The organism is Amycolatopsis sp. NPDC059027 (assembly GCF_042739735.1).
Lineage (GTDB): Bacteria > Actinomycetota > Actinomycetes > Mycobacteriales > Pseudonocardiaceae > Amycolatopsis.
The window spans coordinates 15407-34245 of record NZ_JBHYIK010000091.1; the positions used below are offsets into that span (position 1 = coordinate 15407).

An 18839-nucleotide genomic window follows, 5' to 3' on the forward strand; every position below is an offset into this window, starting at 1 on the left:
TGTTATTGTTTCATTGCTGCCCGGCGGTGCGTTCGGTTTCTGGTGAGTTCCCGCGGGGGGTATGCGAGGAAAGTCCCCTTCAGCGCGTCCTACGAGAGGAAGGTCCCCTTCAGCTGTCCTTGAGCGGGAAGCCGCCGCCGATGCCGCGCCAGGCGAGGTTCGCGGTCAGGGCAACCGCTTCCTCGCGGCTCATCGACTGGTGGTGCGCGAGCCAGAACCGGGCACTGACCTGGCTCATCCCGACCAGGCCGACGGCCAGCAGCCGCGCCTTGTCCTCGTCGAGCCCGGCGTCGGCGGTGATGGTCTCGGTGATCGCGTCGACGCTGGCCGACGTCGCCCTGTCCACCGCCTCCTGCACCGCGGGCTCGCCGCGCAGGTCCGATTCGAACACCATGCGGAACGCGCCCGCGTCGCCGTTGACGAAGTCGAAGAAGGCACCGACCGTCGCCGGGACGCGCTGCCGGTTCTCGGTGGTCGAGTCCAGCGCGTCCTTGACCCGGCGGACCAGCTCGTCCACGTGGCTCTCCAGCAGCGCGATGTAGAGATCGAGCTTGCCGGGGAAGTGCTGGTAGAGCACCGGTTTGCTGACCCCGGCCTCCTCGGCGATCTCGTCCATCGCCGCGGCGTGATAGCCGTTCGCGGCGAAGACGCGCTGCGCGGCCGCCAGCAGCTGAGCCCGCCGTTCGGTCCGCGGGAGCCGAACGCCTCGTTGCTGCAGTCGCGCCATGTCCGTCATGGGGTTCCTCCCGTCCACGCTCTTCGACGGGCGGGTTTGCCACCGCGTGAAGTCTTCCTGAGATTACTCGCCGGTACGTACGACACGCCAAGGGTCGGGCATCCTGGTTTCGTGACCACGTCAGTATCCCGCCCGCGATTTCGCGCCCGGCAGGCACCGAACACCCGCGCGCCGATCACCCACGTGCCACTGTCGACCCGGCCGCTGCCCTCGCTCGACCCGGTGCCTTCGCCGTGGCCGGGGGAGCAGGAGGACGTCGGCGGCACGTCGCTGCACGTGCGCCGGACTCCGGGCGCGGACGGCGTCCCGGCCGTCTACGTGCACGGCCTCGGCGGGTCGTCCACCAACTGGACCGACCTGGCGGCGCTGCTCGCGCCGGTCGCCGGGGGCACCGCGCTGGACCTGCCCGGATTCGGCTACTCCGAACCCGCGCCGGACTTCGATTTCAGCCTGCTGTCGCACGCCGACGTCGTCGTGCGGTACCTGGAAGGGCTCGGCGGGCCCGTGCACCTGCTCGGCAACTCGATGGGTGGCGCGGTCTCCCTGCTCGTCGCGGCCCGCCGGCCGGAGCTGGTTCGCACGCTGACGCTGATCTCGCCCGCCATGCCGGACCGGCGGCTCGACCCGCGACGGCTGTCGGACCCGCGGATGGCGTTCGCCTACCTGCCCTTCGTCGGCGCTCCGGTGCGGCGCAGGCTGGCCGCGCTGAGCGCCCGTGAACGTGCCGCGCAGGTCATCCGGCTGTGCTTCGCGGATCCGGCCCGGTTCCCCGAAAGCAGGCTCGACGAGCTGGCCGCCGAACACGGCGCGCGGGCCGGGCTCGCCTGGGCCGCGCCCGCGCTGGCGCGCAGCACTTTCGGCATCTTCCGGGCCTGGTCGGCCGTGGGTGCCGCGTCGCTGTGGGCGGTGGCACCGACGGTGTCCACGCCGACGCTCGTCGTCTGGGGGAACCACGACCGGGTGATCTCCGTGCGGCGCGCGCCACGGACCGCACGCTCCATCCCGCACGCTCGGCTACTGGTGCTGCCCCGGACCGGCCATGTCGCGCAGATGGAGCGCCCGAATGTGGTGGCGCGGGCCGTGCTGGGCATGTGGGAGCAGGTCGACGCCGGTTCCTGGTAACCCATCCGGGTGACGGTCATTCACACTGTCTTCCGCCGGTCGCGCGGCACATCACGATTTGGTTATGGCACCCTGGGACGGTGGACCGGGTGAAGAGCGACGCTCGAGGCGATGAGCAGCGGACGCAGTACGTCGCGTCGTCGCGTCGTTCCTCGCACGGCACGGGCCGGGGTTCCTCGGTGCCGCCGCGCACCGGCCAGTACCGCCCGACGGCCACCCCGCCGCAGCGAGTCGGCGAGGACCGTTACCGCCCGGGCGGCCGCCGCACGTCCGCCGAGCCGTTGCGCGCGTCTTGGAAGCCGCAGGCCGAAACCGAGGCGGAGGACGAGCCGCGCCGGAAACCCGTCAAGCGGGGCAAGTTCGGCACGTTCGCGAAGACCTACGGCTGGCGTGTCTACGCGCTGCCGATCCTGGTGGTGATCACCGCGCTCGTGGTGTTCAACACCGCGACCGGGCCCGCCGAGCCGATCGCGCAGGAGGGCAAGACCAGCGCCGCCGCGGACGGCCGGACCGGCGCCGGGCCGAACAGCGGCACCGCCGTGCTCCCGGAGAACCCGGCCAAACCGGTCAACCTGAACATCCCGACCGCCGAACTGCCCAAGGGCGGCGACTTCACTCAGGCGGGCAAAGGCACCTTCCACGTCGTGAACGGGTCGGGGCCGAAGATCGGCCAGGGCAAGCTGTACACCTACGTCGTCGAGGTCGAGGACGGGATCGACCCGGCGAGCTACGCCGGTGACGACAGCTTCGCCAACGCCGTCCAGGGCATCCTGTCCGATCCGCGCAGCTGGACCTTCGACGGCAAGAAGGCGCTGCAGCGTGTCGACGCGAGCTACCCGAACCCGACCTTCCGGGTGTCGTTGACCACACCGGAGACCAACCACCGCGGCGACGTCTGCGGTTACTCGATCACCTACGAGACCTCCTGCTACCGGGAGAGCTTCCAGCAGCGCGTGGTGATCAACCTGGCGCGCTGGGTCCGCGGCGCGATCGCCTTCAACGGCGACATGACGGGGTACCGGCAGTACGCGATCAACCACGAGGTCGGGCACGCGCTGGGCGGCGTCCACGTCCCGTGCCCGGTCAACGACGGGCCGGCGCCGGTGATGATGCAGCAGACCCTCGGCGTCGCCGACAACTACGTCGCGCAGCTCAACGACCTCCCCGGTGGTGACCGCAACGCGGTGCCCGCCGACGGCAAGACCTGCAAGCCGAACGCCTGGCCCAGCCCGAACCCGTAGCGGTACGTTCCCGTCTCACGATCCGGACTGTGGGAAGTCCGGCTTGCCCTCGCGCGTTGTGGATACTGGGATGCGACGACGCGATCCGCGTGAGATGGAGGACCCGATGTCAGCACTGCCGCCGCTCGTGGAGCCGGCTGCCGAGCTCACCAAGGAAGAGGTGGCCCGCTACAGCCGCCACCTGATCATCCCGGATGTCGGGATGGACGGCCAGAAGCGGCTCAAGAACGCGAAGGTCCTGGTGATCGGCGCGGGTGGCCTGGGCAGCCCGGCGCTGCTGTACCTCGCCGCGGCAGGGGTCGGCACGCTCGGCATCATCGACTTCGACGTCGTCGACGAGTCGAACCTGCAGCGTCAGGTCATCCACGGCCAGTCCGACGTCGGCAAGCTCAAGGCCGCCTCGGCGCAGGAGTCGATCGCCGAGATCAACCCGCTGGTCAAGGTGCACCTGCACACCGAGCGACTGGAAAGCTCGAACGCGCTGGAGATCTTCGGCCGCTACGACCTCATCGTCGACGGCACCGACAACTTCGCCACCCGCTACCTGGTGAACGACGCCGCGGTGCTGCTGGGCAAGCCGTACGTGTGGGGCTCGATCTTCCGGTTCGAGGGCCAGGTCAGCGTGTTCTGGGAGGACGCGCCGAACGGCAAGGGCCTCAACTACCGCGACCTCTACCCCGAGCCGCCGCCTCCCGGCATGGTGCCTTCGTGCGCCGAGGGCGGCGTGCTGGGCGTGCTGTGCGCGTCCATCGGCTCGATCATGGTGACCGAGGCGATCAAGCTCATCACCGGCATCGGCGAGCCGCTGCTCGGGCGGCTGATCAGCTACGACGCGCTGGAGATGAAGTACCGCGAGGTCAAGATCCGCAAGGACCCGGAGACCCCGAAGATCACCGAGCTGATCGACTACGAGGCGTTCTGCGGCGTGGTCTCGGACGAGGCGGCCGAGGCGGCGTCGGGCAGCACCATCACCCCGGCCGAGCTGAAGGCGAAGTTCGACAGCGGCGAGGACTTCGCGCTGATCGACGTCCGCGAGCCGCACGAGTACGAGATCGTGAACATCAAGGGCGCGACGCTGATCCCGAAGGACAAGATCCTTTCCGGGGAGGCGCTCGCGGACCTGCCGCAGGACAAGCCGATCGTGCTGCACTGCAAGTCCGGGGCCCGTTCGGCGGAGGCCCTCGCGGCGCTGCACGCCGCCGGGTTCAAGAGCGCGACCCACCTCGGTGGCGGCGTGCTCGCCTGGGCCCGCCAGATCGACCCGAGCCTGCCGACGTACTGAGGCCCGGCGCTCGAACGCCCCAATGTGGTTTTCTCGCTCAGGGTTCTGGGGCCGTGGGTGCTGGAGGACGTCTTAGGTGCGCTGGCCGGGGGTGCGACAAGGGCGTCCCTGGGTGCGGTGGATGCACCCAGGGCGTCCCTCGGACTTGCTGCGCTCGCCGACACCATTCGCCCGACGTCGTGAACGCTCCGTTGCCGACGATGAACGTCTCGAACGGAGCGTTCGGGACAGGGGGCCTCGGCAGTGGAGTGTCGCGGATGGGACATTGACGGCGTTGAACGTCCCCAATGGACCATTCGCGACACTGCTGACCAGGGCGAAAGCCCGCAACCGCTGTCGCCCGTATCGAACGCAACCGACCACTACGGAGAGATCCCCAATGTGGCATTGGGTGCGTTGGACGCACCGAACGCCACATTGGGGCGCATGTGCCACGCTCCGGACGGGAGCGGAGCAAGGGACCTTTGCTCTCGTTTGGTTAGCGTTGCTCAGCAAAGAGCAGCAAAGGTCCCTTGCTCCCTTTCCGCAGGTCGAGACGTTTCGTAGGGCCACGCACCCCGGTCGACGAGTGCCGTCAAGGCCACCTTGCGGGCGTCAGACGCCCATAAGGTGGCTTTGACGGCATCCGGGCGCGGCGGGGAGCGTGAGTAAAGGTCCCTTGCTCCCGTCGCGCCGGGTTTCCGCGCCATGACCAGCGAGTCTTCTCGATCGTGGCCCGCGCGGGCGGGTACTCTCACCGCCCGTGCGGTCCACGATCGAATGTCCCCCCGGCCTCGTCTGCGCGGCGTTCGGCCGGGCCGAGGGCGAACTCGAAGCGCTGCCGGATTCGGCGGCGTGGCGGTGCGGCGACATCGTGCTCAAACCGGTGACCGACAAGGCCGCCACGCTGTGGACCGCCCGCGCGCTCGACCACGTCGACGAGCCGGGGCTGCGGGTGGCCAGGCCCGTCCGGTCCACCGACGGGCGCATCATCGTCGGCGGCTGGTCGGCGACGCGGTTCGTGCCGGGGACGCCCGAACACCGCTTCGACGACGTCGTGCTCGCCGCGGTCAAACTGCATAGAGCCACCGTCGATCTGCCCCGACCGGATTTTCTCGCCCAGCGCAAGGACGTCGACGCCGTCGCCGACCGCGTCGCCTGGGGCGAGCTGGACCTTCCCCTCGACGAGACCAAGGGCGGCCGCTGGTTCGAGGTGCTCGCCGCCGCCCGCCGTCCGGTCTCGCTGCCGGACCAGGTGGCCCACGGCGAACTTCTCGCCGGGCTGCTGTTCGATGGCGACGCCGCGCCCGGGCTCGTCGACTTCGTGCCGTACTACCGGCCCGGCGAATGGGGTGCGGCGATCGCCGCCGTCGACGCGCTCGCCTGGGGCGGCGCGACCATGGCCCTGCTCGACCGCTGGGCCCACCTGCCGGAGTGGCCGCAGCTGCTGTTGCGCGCGGTGCTGTTCCGCCTCGCCGCCAACGCCCTGAACCCGCGGTCCACCCGCGCCGCTCTCGACGGCCTGCGTGCCGCCGCCCGCGAGGTCAGCGAAGTCCTCTGACCTCGCGGGCGGCAGGCGAATCACTCCGTGCGCATCGAGGCCAGCCGGGACGCGCCGCGCAACGACGGGAGCGTCACCGTCGTCACCAGCAGAACCAACGCGGCCGCGGCGGCGCTGAGCACCCCGACCGCGAGCCAGTCGACGGTGAAGTGCGCGCCGGTGAGGCGGGCACCCAGCGCGGACAGCCCGATCCCGGTCACGACGGCGGTGACGATCCCGAGCAGCAGCGGGATCGCGTTCTGCCACACCACCGACCGGGCCAGCACCCGCACCGGGACACCCGTCGCGGCGAGCATCGCGATGGTGCGCCGCCGTTCCCGCAGCTGTTCCAGCCCGAGCACGAGCAGGCTGACCCCGGCCAGCAGCAGCGTGAACACCGACCCGGCGAGCAGCCCGGCCCGGATCGCCAGGTAGGACTGCTGGCTGCTGGAGAGCTGGACCAGATCCGGCACGGACAGCGACGCGTGCCAGGTGAACGGCGCGAACGCGTTGCGGGCGATTTCGGGAAAGTCCGGATCGGCCGACGTCACCCGGACGTGGCCACTCGCCCACACCCTGCCCAGATCGAGCCCGGCGAACGCACCCGGGGTGGCCATGATGGTGGCATGCGGCGAATCGGCTGACTGCCGCGGCGTGACCGGGACGAGCTCCGGTGCCGTCCAGCTGCCGAGCGAACGTTCCTCCTCGTCGTAGTGGCTGACCACATAGGACTGTCCTGATTGGACGTAAGCGGGGGAGTTCCGGTCCACGTAGACGGCGCCGTCGCGACAGTCCTGGATCCCGGCGATCGCCTGCCACGTCGCGCAGTCGGCGACGCTGATACTGGCCATCTTGGCCGGGTCCGCGCCCCGCAGGTGGACGTACTGGGTCGGATACAGGGCACTCGCTCCTGGCACCTTCGCCAGAGCCGCCGTCGCTGCGTCGGCGGTGGCAGGGTCGACGTTCACCGACAACACGGTGTTGTTCTTGCGCGGCGCCGGGCCGGGATCGAAGTCCCTGGCCTGCCCGGCCAGCAGCGACTGCACCGCGATCGCCCCGGCCAGCACCACCGCGAGCCCGGCGACCACTCGTGCAGGGGTGCCGCTGTCGAGCTGCAAACGCCGCACCGCGAGCTGGAACGCCGGACGTCCGCCGTGGACCCGCGACACCGCGCGTTCCAGCATCCACGGCAGGAGCGCGGGGACGCCGACGAGCAGGCAGGTCACCCCGGCCACGACGGACATCGTGGTCAGCCGTGAGTCATCGCGCAGCGACAGGGTGAACAACAGCGCGACGCCTGCGACGACCGGAATCAGCCGCCACCACAATCGCCGCTGGACCGGCTTCGTACGCCGGACGACGCCGAGCGGTTCGATCGCCGTGCCGCGCAACGCGACGAGCGCACTCAACACGGACAATGCGGGCACGGCCAGCACGATCACGACCACCAGCGGCCACGGCGGCGTGACGTCGCTGACGAACAGGCCGCCCTCGCGTACCCGAACGTACGGCGCCAGCTGGCGCAACAGCAGGAACGCGGCGGTACCGAGCACGAGCCCGGTCGCGGCGGTCACCAGCGATTCGGCCGCGGCGATCCGGCGCACCTGCGGCAGGTCGGAGCCGACCAGCCGAAGCGCGGCGAGCCGCCGGTCCCGTTCCGCGCCCGCGATCCTGGCGGACGTCGCCACGAACACGAATACCGGTGCCAGCAGCGAAACGATGCCGATCAGCAGCAGCGCGAGCAGGCCGGGATCCAGGCCCTCCGATTTCCCTGGCGAACCGAAGGAGTAGACCTGCTTGCCCTGCAACGCGGCGTCGGCGCCGACGTAGGCATGCATATCGTCCGGATTGGACAGTCCACTTTGGCCGATACGGCCGATCTCCTGCCCGGCGAAACGCGGGCGCAGCAGCGCGCCACGGTCGGAATGCAGCAGCTCGGAGAGCGCGGGGGACAGGACCATCTCCCCGGGGGCGGGCACTCGATCCAGGCCGGGCGGCACCGGCGATGTCGGACCGTTCGCGTGCAGATAACGGACCGAGACGTACTGGCCGCGAAACGACGTCCCGGTTTCGTGCAGCGACAGCGGTGTCACGCCGGCGATCGGGGCGGTGTCGGCGATCTCGGCGAGCCTGCGGGCCCCACGCTCGGAGACCGCGTGGTTGACCGAAGCCGCGAACAGCAGCACGGTGACCGCGACGCCGACACCGATCGTGCCGAGCAGCAATCGCGCGACCCCGGTCCGGGAGGTCCGGCCGCCCCCGACGGCCAGCCGGAACCCCAGAGCCAGATCGGCCATCCAGGCGGCGAGACCCTCGCGCCGGTTCATGTCGCCGACCGGGACAGCTCGGCGGCGGGCAGCCCGACCTGACGCGACTTCCCGTCCCGCACCACGATTTCGCGGTCGGAGTAGGCGGCCACCCTCGGCTCGTGTGTCACCAGCAGGACGGCCGCCCCGGTCTGCTTCGCCGCGTTGGTGAGCAATCGCATGACACGCTCGCCGTTGAGCGAGTCGAGCGCGCCGGTCGGCTCGTCCGCGAACACCACCTTCGGCTCGGTCACCAGCGCCCGAGCGACGGCGGCCCGCTGCCCCTGACCACCGGACACCTCGCCGGGGCGCTTGTCGGCGATGTCGCCGACTTCGAGGCGGTCCAGCCATTCACGCGCGATCTTCTCCGCAGGACGCCGTCGCTGCCCGTCGAGCCGCATCGGCAGTGCGACGTTCTCCAGGCAGGTCAGCTCCGGCACGAGTTGCCCGAACTGGAAGACGAAGCCGAAATCGGTGCGCCGCAACGCACTGCGTTCGCGGTCCGGCATCGCGGACAGCACGCGCCCGGCGTAGCGGACCTCGCCGCTGTCCGGCTGGATGATCCCGGCCAGGCAGTGCAGCAGCGTCGACTTCCCGGAGCCCGACGGCCCCATCACCGCGACGACCTCGCCCGGGTAGAGGTCCATCCCGGCGCCGTCGAGCGCCTGGGTGGGGCCGAACGCCTTGCGCAGCTCGACACCGCTGAGCAGCGGCGTGCCCCCGGTCGTGTCCATGTGATTCCCCTTGTTGTTCACGGCTTCAGCTGCCCCGCCAGTTCGTCCAGCCGGGCCGCGGTGAGTTCGAGCCACCGCAAATCCGCTTCGAGGTGGAACAGGGCGTGGTCGCAGATGAGCTGGTCGGCCAGATCGCCCTCGGTCTTGCGGGTGGTCAGCTTCCGCATCGCGCGCAGGTGCTCGGCACGCTGCGCGTCGAGCACGTCGGTGGCGCTGCGCTCGGAGAGCAGGGCGAGAACGACCTTGGTGTACAAGGTGTTCTGGAGGTACAGCGACGGGTTCTCGGGTGTGCTGAGCCACTCTGCGACGTTTGTCACGCCGGCGTCGGTGATCGCGTAACGCTTGCGATCGGGCCCGTCGCCCGGCTCGATTCCCTTCTCCTCGACGAGCCCGTTGCGCAGCAGCCGCGAGAGCGTCGAATACACCTGCCCGTAGTGCAGCGGACGATCTTGCTGGAAGCGCTCGTCGTAGAGCCGCTTGAGGTCGTAGCCGTATTTCGGCCCGCTCTCCAGCAGTCCGAGCAACGTGTTCGCGATCGACATGCTGAGGATAGTACACGGGGTGTATACCTCGCGTCTATACACCCCGTTTATAGCCGTTGATCAGGGCGCTGCCTCACCGCGTGGACATCCGGGTGCGGGAGCAATGTCAAACGCCTGAAACATTCGAGCCGTTCTAGGTAACACGGGCTCCTTAACTTCGAGTCGATCCGGAGTTGAGGAGACGCCCATGACGCAGGTGACCGCGGTCACGACCGCCGTGGACACGCACTGCCCGTACTGCGCCCTGCAGTGCGGGATGCGGCTCGACGGTGCCCGGGTGTCCCCGCGTGACTTCCCGGTCAACGACGGCGGCCTGTGTCAGAAGGGCTGGACCTCGGGGGAACTGCTGCGGAATCCGTCGCGGCTGACCACGCCCCTGGTGCGCGTGGACGGCGAACTGCGCCCGGCGAGCTGGGCCGACGCGCTCGACCTCGTCGCGCGGCGCCTCGCCGACCTGCGTGCCGAACACGGCGCGGACTCGGTCGCGGTGTTCGGGGGCGGTGGGCTGACGAACGAGAAGGCATACCTGCTCGGAAAATTTGCCCGCGTCGCGCTCGGAACTTCGCAAATCGATTACAACGGGCGATTCTGCATGTCCTCGGCGGCCGCCGCCGGGATCCGCGCGTTCGGCGCCGACCGCGGGATGCCGTTCCCGGTCACCGACCTCGCCGGGGCCGACGCGATCCTCCTCGCCGGCGCCAACCCGGCCGAGACGATGCCGCCGTTCCTTCAGCATCTGCGCGGCGCCGAGCTGATCGTCGTCGATCCCCGCCGCACCGCGACCGCCGAGCAGGCCGCGCTGCACCTCGCCCCGGCGCCGGGCACGGACCTCGCGCTGGCGCTGGGCATCCTGCACGCCGTCGTCGCCGACGGGCACCTTCAACAGTCCTATGTGGACGAACGGACCACCGGATTCGCCGAGGTGTGGCGGATCGTGGCCTCGTGGTGGCCCGAGCATGTCGAGCGGGTCACCGGGGTCGCCGCCGCCGACCAGCGCAAGGCCGCCGCGATCCTGGCGACTGCCCGCAATGCCTACATCCTCACCGCGCGCGGCACCGAACAGCACGCCACCGGGACCGCGAACGTCGGCGCCTGGATCAATCTGGCGCTGGCGCTGGGCCTGCCCGGCCGCGAAGGCTCCGGATTCGGCTGCCTCACCGGTCAGGGCAACGGCCAGGGTGGGCGGGAACACGGCCAGAAAGCCGATCAGCTGCCCGGTTACCGCAAGATCGACGACCCCGCCGCGCGGGAATACGTCGCCGATGTCTGGGGCGTCCCGGCGGAATCCCTGCCGGGGCCGGGACGTTCGGCCACCGAACTGCTCGACGCGCTGGGCCGCGAGGACGGTCCTAAGGGGCTGCTCGTGTTCGGCAGCAATGTCGTCGTTTCCGCGCCGCGTTCTTCGAGCGTCCAAGAACGACTGTCCGCAGTGGACTTCCTGGTGGTAGCCGACTTCGTGCTCTCGGAGACCGCGGCGCTCGCCGACGTCGTGCTCCCGGTCACCCAGTGGGCCGAGGAGGACGGCACGCTCACCAACCTGGAAGGCCGGATCCTGTTGCGGCGCAAGTCGATCGACGCGCCCGCCGGAGTTCGCACCGACCTCGACGTCATCTCCGGGCTGGCGAGCAGGCTCGGCCAGCCAGTCGAGCGATTCCCTGTCGACGCCGAGAGTGTGTTCAGCGAGCTGCGGGTCGCGTCGAAGGGTGGAGTCGCCGACTACTTCGGCATCAGCTACGAGCGGTTGCGCTCCGGTGAGGCGCTGCACTGGCCGGTGCCGGCCGAAGACCATCCGGGGACGCCGCGCATGTTCCTCGACCGGTTCGCGCACCCGGATGGCCGAGCGCGGTTCGTCGCGGTCGACCACAGTGGACCGGCGGAGCCCCCGGACGCCGAGTTTCCCTTGCAGGCCACCACGGGCCGGGTCCTCCAGCACTATCAGTCCGGTGCGCAGACGCGCCGGATCGCCGAACTGCTCGACGTCGTCCCGGAGGCGTTCGTCGAGGTCCACCCGGACACGGCGGCGCGGCACGGGCTCGCGGACGGCGACCTGGCGCGGGTGCGTTCGCGGCGCGGCGAGACCACCGCGCGGGTGCGTTGTGTCGGCACGCTGCGGCCGGACCTGGTCTTCCTGCCCTTCCACTTCCCCGGCGAGGGGCGGGCGAACCTGCTTACCAACCCGGCGCTCGATCCGGTGAGCCGGATGCCGGAGTTCAAGGTCTGTGCCGTCTCTCTGTCCCCTTTGGAAGGTGCTTCCTCATGAGCCCCAGGGATGTCGTGATCGTCGGCTATGGCATGGCGGGCGCCCGGCTGGCCGACGAGATCCGCCGCCGCGATCCCGGTGCGGACCGGGTGCGGCTGACCGTGCTCGGCGCCGAACCGCATCCGGCGTACAACCGGGTCCTGCTTTCCGCGGTCGTCGCGGGCGGGATGACCGCGGAAAGCGTCCAGCTGCACGACACGGGCTGGGCCGAGAAGACCAATGTGGACCTTAGGCTCGGCACCGCGGTGAGCCGGATCGACCGTGCCGCACGATGTGTCGAGCTGACCGATGGATCCACTGTGGACTACGACGCGCTGGTGCTGGCCACCGGTGCCAAGCCGTGGATTCCACCGGTGGAAGGACTGGAAGGCGACGGTGTCGTCGCGTTCCGCAGCCTCGACGACTGTTCGCGGATCCTCGAAGCGGCCCGCTTCGGCGCTCCGGTAGCGGTGCTCGGCGGCGGCTTGCTCGGTTTGGAGGCCGCGCGCGGGCTGGCCGGACGCGGCAACGTCGTCACCGTCGTGCATCCGATGCCGCACGTGATGGAGCGCCAGCTCGACGGCGGTGCCGGGCACGTCCTGGCCCGGCAGCTCACCGAACTCGGCGTCACGTTCCGCTTCGGCGCGACCGCCGCGCGATACCTCCCCGGCGACGGGCTGAAGCTCGACGACGGCAGCCTGGTGCCCGCCGATCTCGTTGTGGTCGCGGCCGGTGTCCGCGCCGAGACCGCACTGGCCGCGGAAGCCGGTCTCGACGTCGACATGGGTGTCCTCGTCGACGATCTGTTGCGTACCAACGACGGCCGCATCCACGCGCTCGGCGACTGTGCCCGGCATCCCGGCGCACCGCCCGGGCTCGTGCAGCCCGCGTGGGACCAGGCCGCGGTCCTCGCCGACGTCCTCACCGGGACCGACGCTTCGGCGCGGTACCGCGGGACTTCGGCGGTGACCCGGCTCAAAGCCAAGGGCATCGACCTCGCCGCGCTCGGCGAAACCCAGATCACCGCGGACGACGCCGAGGCCGAGGTGCTGACGTTCAGCGACGCCACGGGCGGCCGGTACGCCAAGCTCGTTTCCCGGGACAACCGCGTCACCGGGGCGATCCTGCTGGGGCTGCCCGACGCGGCCGCGCAGATCACCCAGCTCCACGACCGCGGGATCCCGCTTCCCGAAGACCGGTTGGCCGTGCTGCTCGGGCGGTCGTTGCCCCCGGGCAGCACGGCCGCCGCCAGCCCGGCGGACCTGCCCGCGTCCACCGTGATCTGCCGCTGCAACGCCGTCACCAAGGGGCGGCTCGTCGAGGCGTGGAAGGCCGGGGCCGCCGACACCCCGGCGCTGGCCCGCGCGACCAGAGCGACGACCGGTTGCGGCAGTTGCAAAGCCACTGTCGGCGGTATCGCGGATTGGCTGGCCGCCCAGTGACCCCCGTAACCAAACGCCAGGAGGACGACATGACCGCAGCCGTCACACATCGGGGGGCTCGCTGGATCGAGCACTGGGAGCCCGAGGACGAGCAGTTCTGGGAAAGCACCGGCAAGAAGATCGCCAACCGGAACCTGTGGTTCTCGATCCTCGCCGAGCACATCGGCTTTTCGGTCTGGACACTGTGGTCGGTCATCGTCCTGTTCATGGGCAAGGACTATGGGTTTTCCGCCGCCGACAAGTTCCTGCTCGTCTCGACACCGACGCTCGTCGGTGGCCTGATGCGGCTGCCCTACACCTGGGCCGTGGCGCGTTTCGGCGGTCGCAATTGGACGATCATCAGTGCGGGGCTGCTGCTGATCCCGACCGTGCTCGCCGCGATCGTGCTGCACCCCGGCACCTCGCTCGGGACGTTCCTGCTCGTCGCCGCGCTCGGCGGTGTCGGCGGCGGGAACTTCGCGTCCTCGATGACGAACATCAACACGTTCTTCCCGGAGAAGCGCAAGGGATGGGCGCTCGGTCTCAACGCGGGCGGCGGAAACCTCGGGGTGGCGGCGATCCAGCTCGTCGGCCTGCTGGTGATCGGCACCGCGGGTGCGACCGCGCCACGCATCGTGCTCTACGTCTACATCCCGCTGATCGTCGTCGCGGCCGTGTGCGCGGCGCTGTTCATGGACAACATCGCGAACGTGCGCGGCGACAAGGGTGCGATGCGTGAGGTCGTCAAGGACGCGCACACCTGGGTCATGTCCTTTTTGTACATCGGCACCTTCGGCTCGTTCATCGGCTACAGCTTCGCGTTCGGTCTGGTGCTGCAGAACCAGTTCGGCCGGACTCCGCTGCAGGCCGCCGCGGTGACGTTCCTCGGCCCGCTGCTCGGTTCGCTGTCGCGGCCGGTCGGTGGCTGGCTCGCCGATCGCATCGGTGGCGGCAAGATCACCTTCTACACCTTCGTCGGCATGGCGCTGGCGACCGTGGTGCTGATCCTCGCCTCGTCGGCGAAGTCGCTGGCGTTGTTCACCGTCGCGTTCATCGTCCTGTTCGTCATGACCGGGGTCGGCAATGGTTCGACGTACAAGATGATCCCGGCGATCTTCCGTGCCAAGGCCCGGCTGGCGATCGAGGCCGGTGCCGACAAGGCGACCGAACTGCGTCGCTCGCGCCGCCTGTCCGGAGCCCTGATCGGCTTGGCCGGGGCGATCGGCGCACTGGGCGGGCTGTTCATCAACCTCGCGTTCCGTCAGTCTTTCGCCGACGCGAAGAGCGGTGTCCCCGCCTTCATCGGCTTCCTCGTCTTCTACGGGATCTGCTTCGCGGTCACGTGGGCGGTGTATCTGCGCAAGCCCGCGACGCAGCCCGAGAGTGTCAAGAGCAATGGCCTTGCACTGGCCGGAGCGGAGGTCTGATGCGGACACTGGTGGTCGCCGGGCACGGGATGGTCGCGCACCGTCTCGTGGAAGCGGTACGCGCCGAGGACCCGGACGGCGCATGGCGGATCGTGGTGCTGGCCGAGGAGAACCGGCCGGCCTACGACCGGGTGGCGTTGACGTCCTATGTGGAGAGCTGGGACCCGGCGGCACTGGCCTTGCCGGGTGCGGACTACGCGGACGATCCGAACGTCGAGCTTCGTCTCGGTGATGTGGTGTCCGCAGTGGACCGTGCACAACGGACCGTCGTGACCGAGTCCGGGTTCGAGGTCTCCTACGACGCCTTGGTGCTCGCGACCGGTTCGCGACCGTTCGTCCCGCCGGTGCCCGGCCACGACCTGCCCGGTTGCTTCGTCTACCGCACCATCGAGGATCTCGACGCGATCCGTGCGGCCTCGGAGAAGCCAGGACGTGGACGTCGCGCGGCCGTTGTGATCGGCGGCGGCCTGCTCGGTCTGGAGGCCGCGAAGGCATTGCGGGACATGGGAATGTCGCCGCACGTCGTGGAGATGGCACCGCGGCTGATGCCGCTGCAGGTCGACGAGGGCGGCGGCTCGCTGCTGCGTCGGCTGATCACCGACCTCGATGTCACCGTCCACACGGGAACGTCGACCGACGCGATCGAGGCGGACGGCGAGCGGTTGCTGGCCAAGCTGGGCAACGGCACCGAACTCGACGTCGACCTGGTCGTGTTCTCCGCCGGTGTCCGGCCGCGGGACGACCTCGCGCGTTCGAGCGGGCTGGAACTCGGCCAGCGCGGTGGAATCCTGGTCGACGAGAGCTGCCGGACGAGTGATCCGGCGGTGTATGCGATCGGTGAATGCGCGGCGGTCGAAGGCAAGGTGTACGGGATCGTGGCGCCGGGGTACGCGATGGCGGAGATCGTCGCCTCGCAGCTCACCGGAGGGCACGGCACTTTTCCGGAGCCGGACACGTCCACGAAGCTCAAGCTCATGGGCGTCGACGTCGCCAGCTTCGGTGACGCGCACGCGAAGACCGAAGGCGCGCTCGAGGTCGCGGTCAACGACGCGGTTGCCGGGACGTACAAGAAGCTCGTGGTCTCCGACGACGGGAAAACCCTGCTCGGCGGGGTCCTGGTCGGCGACGCCGCCGAGTACAACACGCTGCGCGCGCTGGTCGGGCGCCCGTTGCCCGCCGAACCGGGCGCGCTGCTCGCTCCGGCCGGCGGCGGCGCCGCGGTCGGGATCGACGCGCTGCCGGACGCGGCGCAGATCTGTTCGTGCAACGGAGTGTCCAAAGCGGACCTCGTCAACGCCATCCACGAGGAAGGTTGCGACTCCGTCCCGAAGCTCAAGGCGTGCACGCGGGCCGGAACCTCTTGTGGTTCCTGCGTTCCGCTGCTCGGCAAGCTGCTGACCGCGTGCGGGGTGGAGCAGTCGAAGGCGCTGTGTGAGCACTTCGGACAGTCGCGGGCCGAGCTGTTCCAGATCATCCGCGCGACGCGCATCAGCACGTTCAGCGAGGTGATCGACCGCTACGGCAAGGGCACCGGCTGCGCGATCTGCAAGCCGGCGGTCGCCTCGATCCTCGCCACGCTCGGCAACGGGCACATCCTCGGCGGCGAGCAGGCGACGTTGCAGGACACCAACGACAAGTTCCTGGCGAACATGCAGCGCAACGGGACCTATTCGGTGGTGCCGCGGATCCCCGGCGGGGAGATCACCCCGGAGAAGCTGATGGTGATCGCCGAGGTCGCCCGCGATTTCGGGCTGTACACCAAGATCACCGGCGGGCAGCGGATCGACCTCTTCGGCGCGACCGTCGACCAGCTGCCGGACATCTGGCGCCGCCTCGTCGACGCCGGGTTCGAATCCGGGCACGCCTATGGGAAGGCGTTGCGGACGGTGAAGTCGTGCGTCGGCTCGACGTGGTGCCGTTATGGCGTGCAGGACAGCGTCGGGCTGGCGATCGAGCTGGAGCTGCGTTACCGGGGCCTGCGATCGCCGCACAAGATCAAGTCCGCGGTGTCCGGCTGTGCCAGGGAATGCGCCGAGGCGAGGAGCAAGGACTTCGGCGTGATCGCGACGGAGAACGGCTGGAACCTCTACGTCGGCGGCAACGGCGGGCTCACCCCGCGCCACGCGGATCTTCTCGTGTCCGATGTGGACACCGAGACACTGATCAGGACCATCGACCGATTCCTGATGTTCTACGTGCGCACGGCCGACCGGCTTCAGCGCACGGCGCCGTGGATCGAGGAGATGGAGGGCGGTTTGGACCATCTGCGCGCGGTGATCGTCGACGACAGCCTCGGGATCTGCGAGGATCTGGACGCGGCGATGGCCAAGCACGTGGACAACTACGCCGACGAATGGCGCGGTGTGCTGGAGGATCCGGAGAAGCTGGCGCGGTTCAGCTCGTTCGTGAACGCGCCGGGCACACCGGATCCGACGATCTCGTTCCGGGCCGAGCGCGGGCAGAACGTGCCGGTCATGCTGGGTGTTCCGGAGGTGCGGTCATGACGGTGTCGATGGATCGGCGGACCTGGACCGCGGTGTGCGCGGCCGGTGCGGTGCCGGAGTGGTCGGGTGTCGCGGCGCTGTTCGACGGTGACGTGCAGGTGGCGGTCTTCCGGTTGCCCGGCGACCGTTTCTACGCACTGTCCAATCTGGACCCGTGCAGTGGTGCCGCGGTACTGGCGCGCGGGATCGTCGGCGACTCCGGCGGTGTTCCGGTCGTCGCGTCGCCGGTCTACAAGGAACGTTTCGACCTGCGGACCGGCGAATGTCTCGACGCCGAAGGCGTTTCGGTGCCGGTGTACGGCGTCCGGGTGCGTGGGGGTGTTGTCGAAGTGGAGTCGCCGTGACCGATGTCCTCCCGTTGGCGGGTTTCGTCATCGGAATCACCGCGGCGCGCCGGGCTGACGAGCTCGGCGCGCTGTTGGTACGCAAGGGGGCGAGCGTGCGGTACGGCCCGGCGATCCGGATCGTTCCGCTCGCCGACGACACCGAACTGCACACGGCGACCACCCGGCTGCTGGAGGAACACCTCGACGTCGCCGTGGCCACCACGGGAATCGGTTTCCGGGGCTGGATCGAGGCTGCCGAGGGCTGGGGTCTCGGCGACGCCCTGATCGAGCGGCTCGCCGGTGCGTCGATGCTGGCGCGTGGGCCGAAGGCGAAAGGGGCAATCCGCGCGGCCGGGCTCTCGGAGGATTATTCACCCGCGTCGGAGAGCAATGCCGAGTTGTTGCAACACCTGCTGGAATCCGGAGTGGAGGGTCAGCGGATCGCGGTGCAACTGCACGGCGAGCCGCTTCCGTACTTTGTGGACACACTGCGGGACGCGGGAGCCGAGGTGATCGAGGTCCCGGTGTACCGCTGGGTCGGCCCCGCCGACCACGGCCCGCTCGACCGGCTGCTCGACGCCGTGCTCGACGGCTCGGTGCACGCGCTGCCGTTCACCAGCGCTCCGGCCGTGGCGAGCATGCTGGCGGTGGCGCGGCGGACCGGGCGGTTGCCCGGTCTCGTGGAGGCGCTGGAGAAACACGTCGTCGTCGCGTGTGTCGGCCCCATCACCGCGGGGCCGTTGGCGGCGCTGGGGATTCCGACCGTTCAGCCGCACCGGGCGAGGATCGGGGCGCTGGCCAGGACCGTGGCGGAGACGTTGGTGGCGCGCTCGCCACGGCTGCGCGCTGGTGGCCGGAGCATCGAACTCCGGGGTCAGGCGGCCATTGTGGACGGTGAATGGTGCGACGTCGCCCCCGCGCCGATGGCGTTGCTGCGTGCGCTGGCCGCTTCGCCGGGCCGCGTCGTTTCGCGGCGGGAGCTGACGTCGGCGTTGCCCGGTGGGGGCGAGGAGCACGCGGTGGAGACGGCGATCGGGCGGCTGCGGAGTTCGCTGGGCGGCGGGAAGGTGGTCCAGACGGTGGTCAAGCGCGGCTATCGGCTCGCGGTGGACGCCTGAGGCCGCTCCGTGTTCTGTGGCCCGTGGCCCGTGGCCCGTGGCTCTGTGGTGCGCCGGTTGTGCTGAGGGACGCCCTTGGTGCGTTCGATGCGACGAGGGCGTCCCTCGGTGCGTTCGATGCACCCAGGGCGTCCCTCGGTTTGGGGCTCCGGCGGGTTCTGCGCGCCCGGCGGTGTCGCGAGCGCTCCGTTCGGGACGTGCGGACGTGGGTCATGTCTCGAACGCGTTGGACCGCCCCGGGTTTCATGGAGGCTGTTGCCTTCATGAAACCCGGTCACGCCGCTACGGGCGGTGGTGACCGGTGGGTCTGCTCGTACTCCAG

14 protein-coding genes are annotated in these 18839 nt (G+C 69.9%); 10 read left to right on the top strand and 4 right to left on the bottom strand.

Features of this window, described 5'->3' with window-relative positions; translation table 11 throughout:
• Positions 1 to 109: 109 nt before the first annotated feature.
• Positions 110 to 736, bottom strand: coding sequence for a TetR/AcrR family transcriptional regulator (locus ACFWY9_RS39710; RefSeq protein ID WP_378329797.1), 627 nt, complete (start codon positions 734 to 736; stop codon positions 110 to 112).
• A gap of 111 nt (positions 737 to 847) precedes the next feature.
• Between ACFWY9_RS39710 and ACFWY9_RS39715 the strand changes: the two genes are divergently transcribed.
• The 4 genes from ACFWY9_RS39715 to ACFWY9_RS39730 all read left to right on the top strand — a co-directional run bounded on the left by ACFWY9_RS39715 (position 848) and on the right by ACFWY9_RS39730 (position 5921).
• Positions 848 to 1858: an alpha/beta fold hydrolase gene (locus tag ACFWY9_RS39715; protein WP_378329798.1), complete on the top strand. Its 1011-nt coding sequence runs from the start codon at positions 848 to 850 to the stop codon at positions 1856 to 1858.
• An 80-nt stretch (positions 1859 to 1938) separates the two neighbouring features.
• Positions 1939 to 3099 carry a DUF3152 domain-containing protein gene (locus ACFWY9_RS39720; protein WP_378329799.1) on the top strand — a complete coding sequence of 387 codons (1161 nt, stop codon included), beginning with the start codon at positions 1939 to 1941 and terminating at the stop codon, positions 3097 to 3099.
• A 106-nt stretch (positions 3100 to 3205) separates the two neighbouring features.
• Positions 3206 to 4381 carry an adenylyltransferase/sulfurtransferase MoeZ gene (moeZ, locus tag ACFWY9_RS39725; protein WP_378329800.1) on the top strand — a complete coding sequence of 392 codons (1176 nt, stop codon included), beginning with the start codon at positions 3206 to 3208 and terminating at the stop codon, positions 4379 to 4381.
• A 742-nt stretch (positions 4382 to 5123) separates the two neighbouring features.
• Positions 5124 to 5921, top strand: a complete 798-nt coding sequence (locus ACFWY9_RS39730) for a TIGR02569 family protein (protein WP_378329801.1) — start codon at positions 5124 to 5126, stop codon at positions 5919 to 5921.
• Between the two features lie 20 nt (positions 5922 to 5941).
• Here ACFWY9_RS39730 and ACFWY9_RS39735 read toward each other — a convergent pair whose 3' ends face one another.
• The 3 genes from ACFWY9_RS39735 to ACFWY9_RS39745 are packed head-to-tail and all read right to left on the bottom strand — an operon-like array spanning position 5942 to position 9482.
• The gene (locus tag ACFWY9_RS39735) at positions 5942 to 8227 is read right to left on the bottom strand and encodes an FtsX-like permease family protein (RefSeq protein ID WP_378329802.1); all 2286 of its coding nucleotides are present in this window, start codon (positions 8225 to 8227) and stop codon (positions 5942 to 5944) included.
• Complete coding sequence (locus ACFWY9_RS39740) at positions 8224 to 8940, bottom strand: ABC transporter ATP-binding protein (RefSeq protein ID WP_378341301.1); 717 nt, start codon at positions 8938 to 8940, stop codon at positions 8224 to 8226. The genes ACFWY9_RS39735 and ACFWY9_RS39740 overlap by 4 nt, the downstream gene beginning before the upstream one ends.
• Positions 8941 to 8957: 17 nt before the next feature.
• Positions 8958 to 9482, bottom strand: a complete 525-nt coding sequence (locus ACFWY9_RS39745) for a PadR family transcriptional regulator (protein WP_378329804.1) — start codon at positions 9480 to 9482, stop codon at positions 8958 to 8960.
• Between the two features lie 187 nt (positions 9483 to 9669).
• Between ACFWY9_RS39745 and ACFWY9_RS39750 the strand changes: the two genes are divergently transcribed.
• From ACFWY9_RS39750 to ACFWY9_RS39775, 6 genes are read left to right on the top strand one after another with little or no spacing between them, the layout of a single operon-like run.
• The gene (locus ACFWY9_RS39750; RefSeq protein ID WP_378341302.1) at positions 9670 to 11742 is read left to right on the top strand and encodes a molybdopterin oxidoreductase family protein; all 2073 of its coding nucleotides are present in this window, start codon (positions 9670 to 9672) and stop codon (positions 11740 to 11742) included.
• Positions 11739 to 13163, top strand: coding sequence for an FAD-dependent oxidoreductase (locus ACFWY9_RS39755; RefSeq protein WP_378329806.1), 1425 nt, complete (start codon positions 11739 to 11741; stop codon positions 13161 to 13163). Before ACFWY9_RS39750 ends, ACFWY9_RS39755 begins: the two co-directional genes overlap by 4 nt.
• 29 nt (positions 13164 to 13192) lie before the next feature.
• On the top strand, positions 13193 to 14569 hold the full coding sequence (locus tag ACFWY9_RS39760; protein WP_378329807.1) for a nitrate/nitrite transporter: 1377 nt from the start codon (positions 13193 to 13195) through the stop codon (positions 14567 to 14569).
• The gene (gene nirB / locus ACFWY9_RS39765; protein ID WP_378341303.1) at positions 14569 to 17073 is read left to right on the top strand and encodes a nitrite reductase large subunit NirB; all 2505 of its coding nucleotides are present in this window, start codon (positions 14569 to 14571) and stop codon (positions 17071 to 17073) included. The genes ACFWY9_RS39760 and nirB overlap by 1 nt, the downstream gene beginning before the upstream one ends.
• Positions 17070 to 17417 carry a nitrite reductase small subunit NirD gene (gene nirD, locus ACFWY9_RS39770; protein ID WP_378329809.1) on the top strand — a complete coding sequence of 116 codons (348 nt, stop codon included), beginning with the start codon at positions 17070 to 17072 and terminating at the stop codon, positions 17415 to 17417. Before nirB ends, nirD begins: the two co-directional genes overlap by 4 nt.
• Positions 17414 to 18517, top strand: coding sequence for a uroporphyrinogen-III synthase (locus ACFWY9_RS39775; RefSeq protein WP_378329810.1), 1104 nt, complete (start codon positions 17414 to 17416; stop codon positions 18515 to 18517). The genes nirD and ACFWY9_RS39775 overlap by 4 nt, the downstream gene beginning before the upstream one ends.
• The last annotated feature ends 322 nt before the right edge of the window (positions 18518 to 18839 follow it).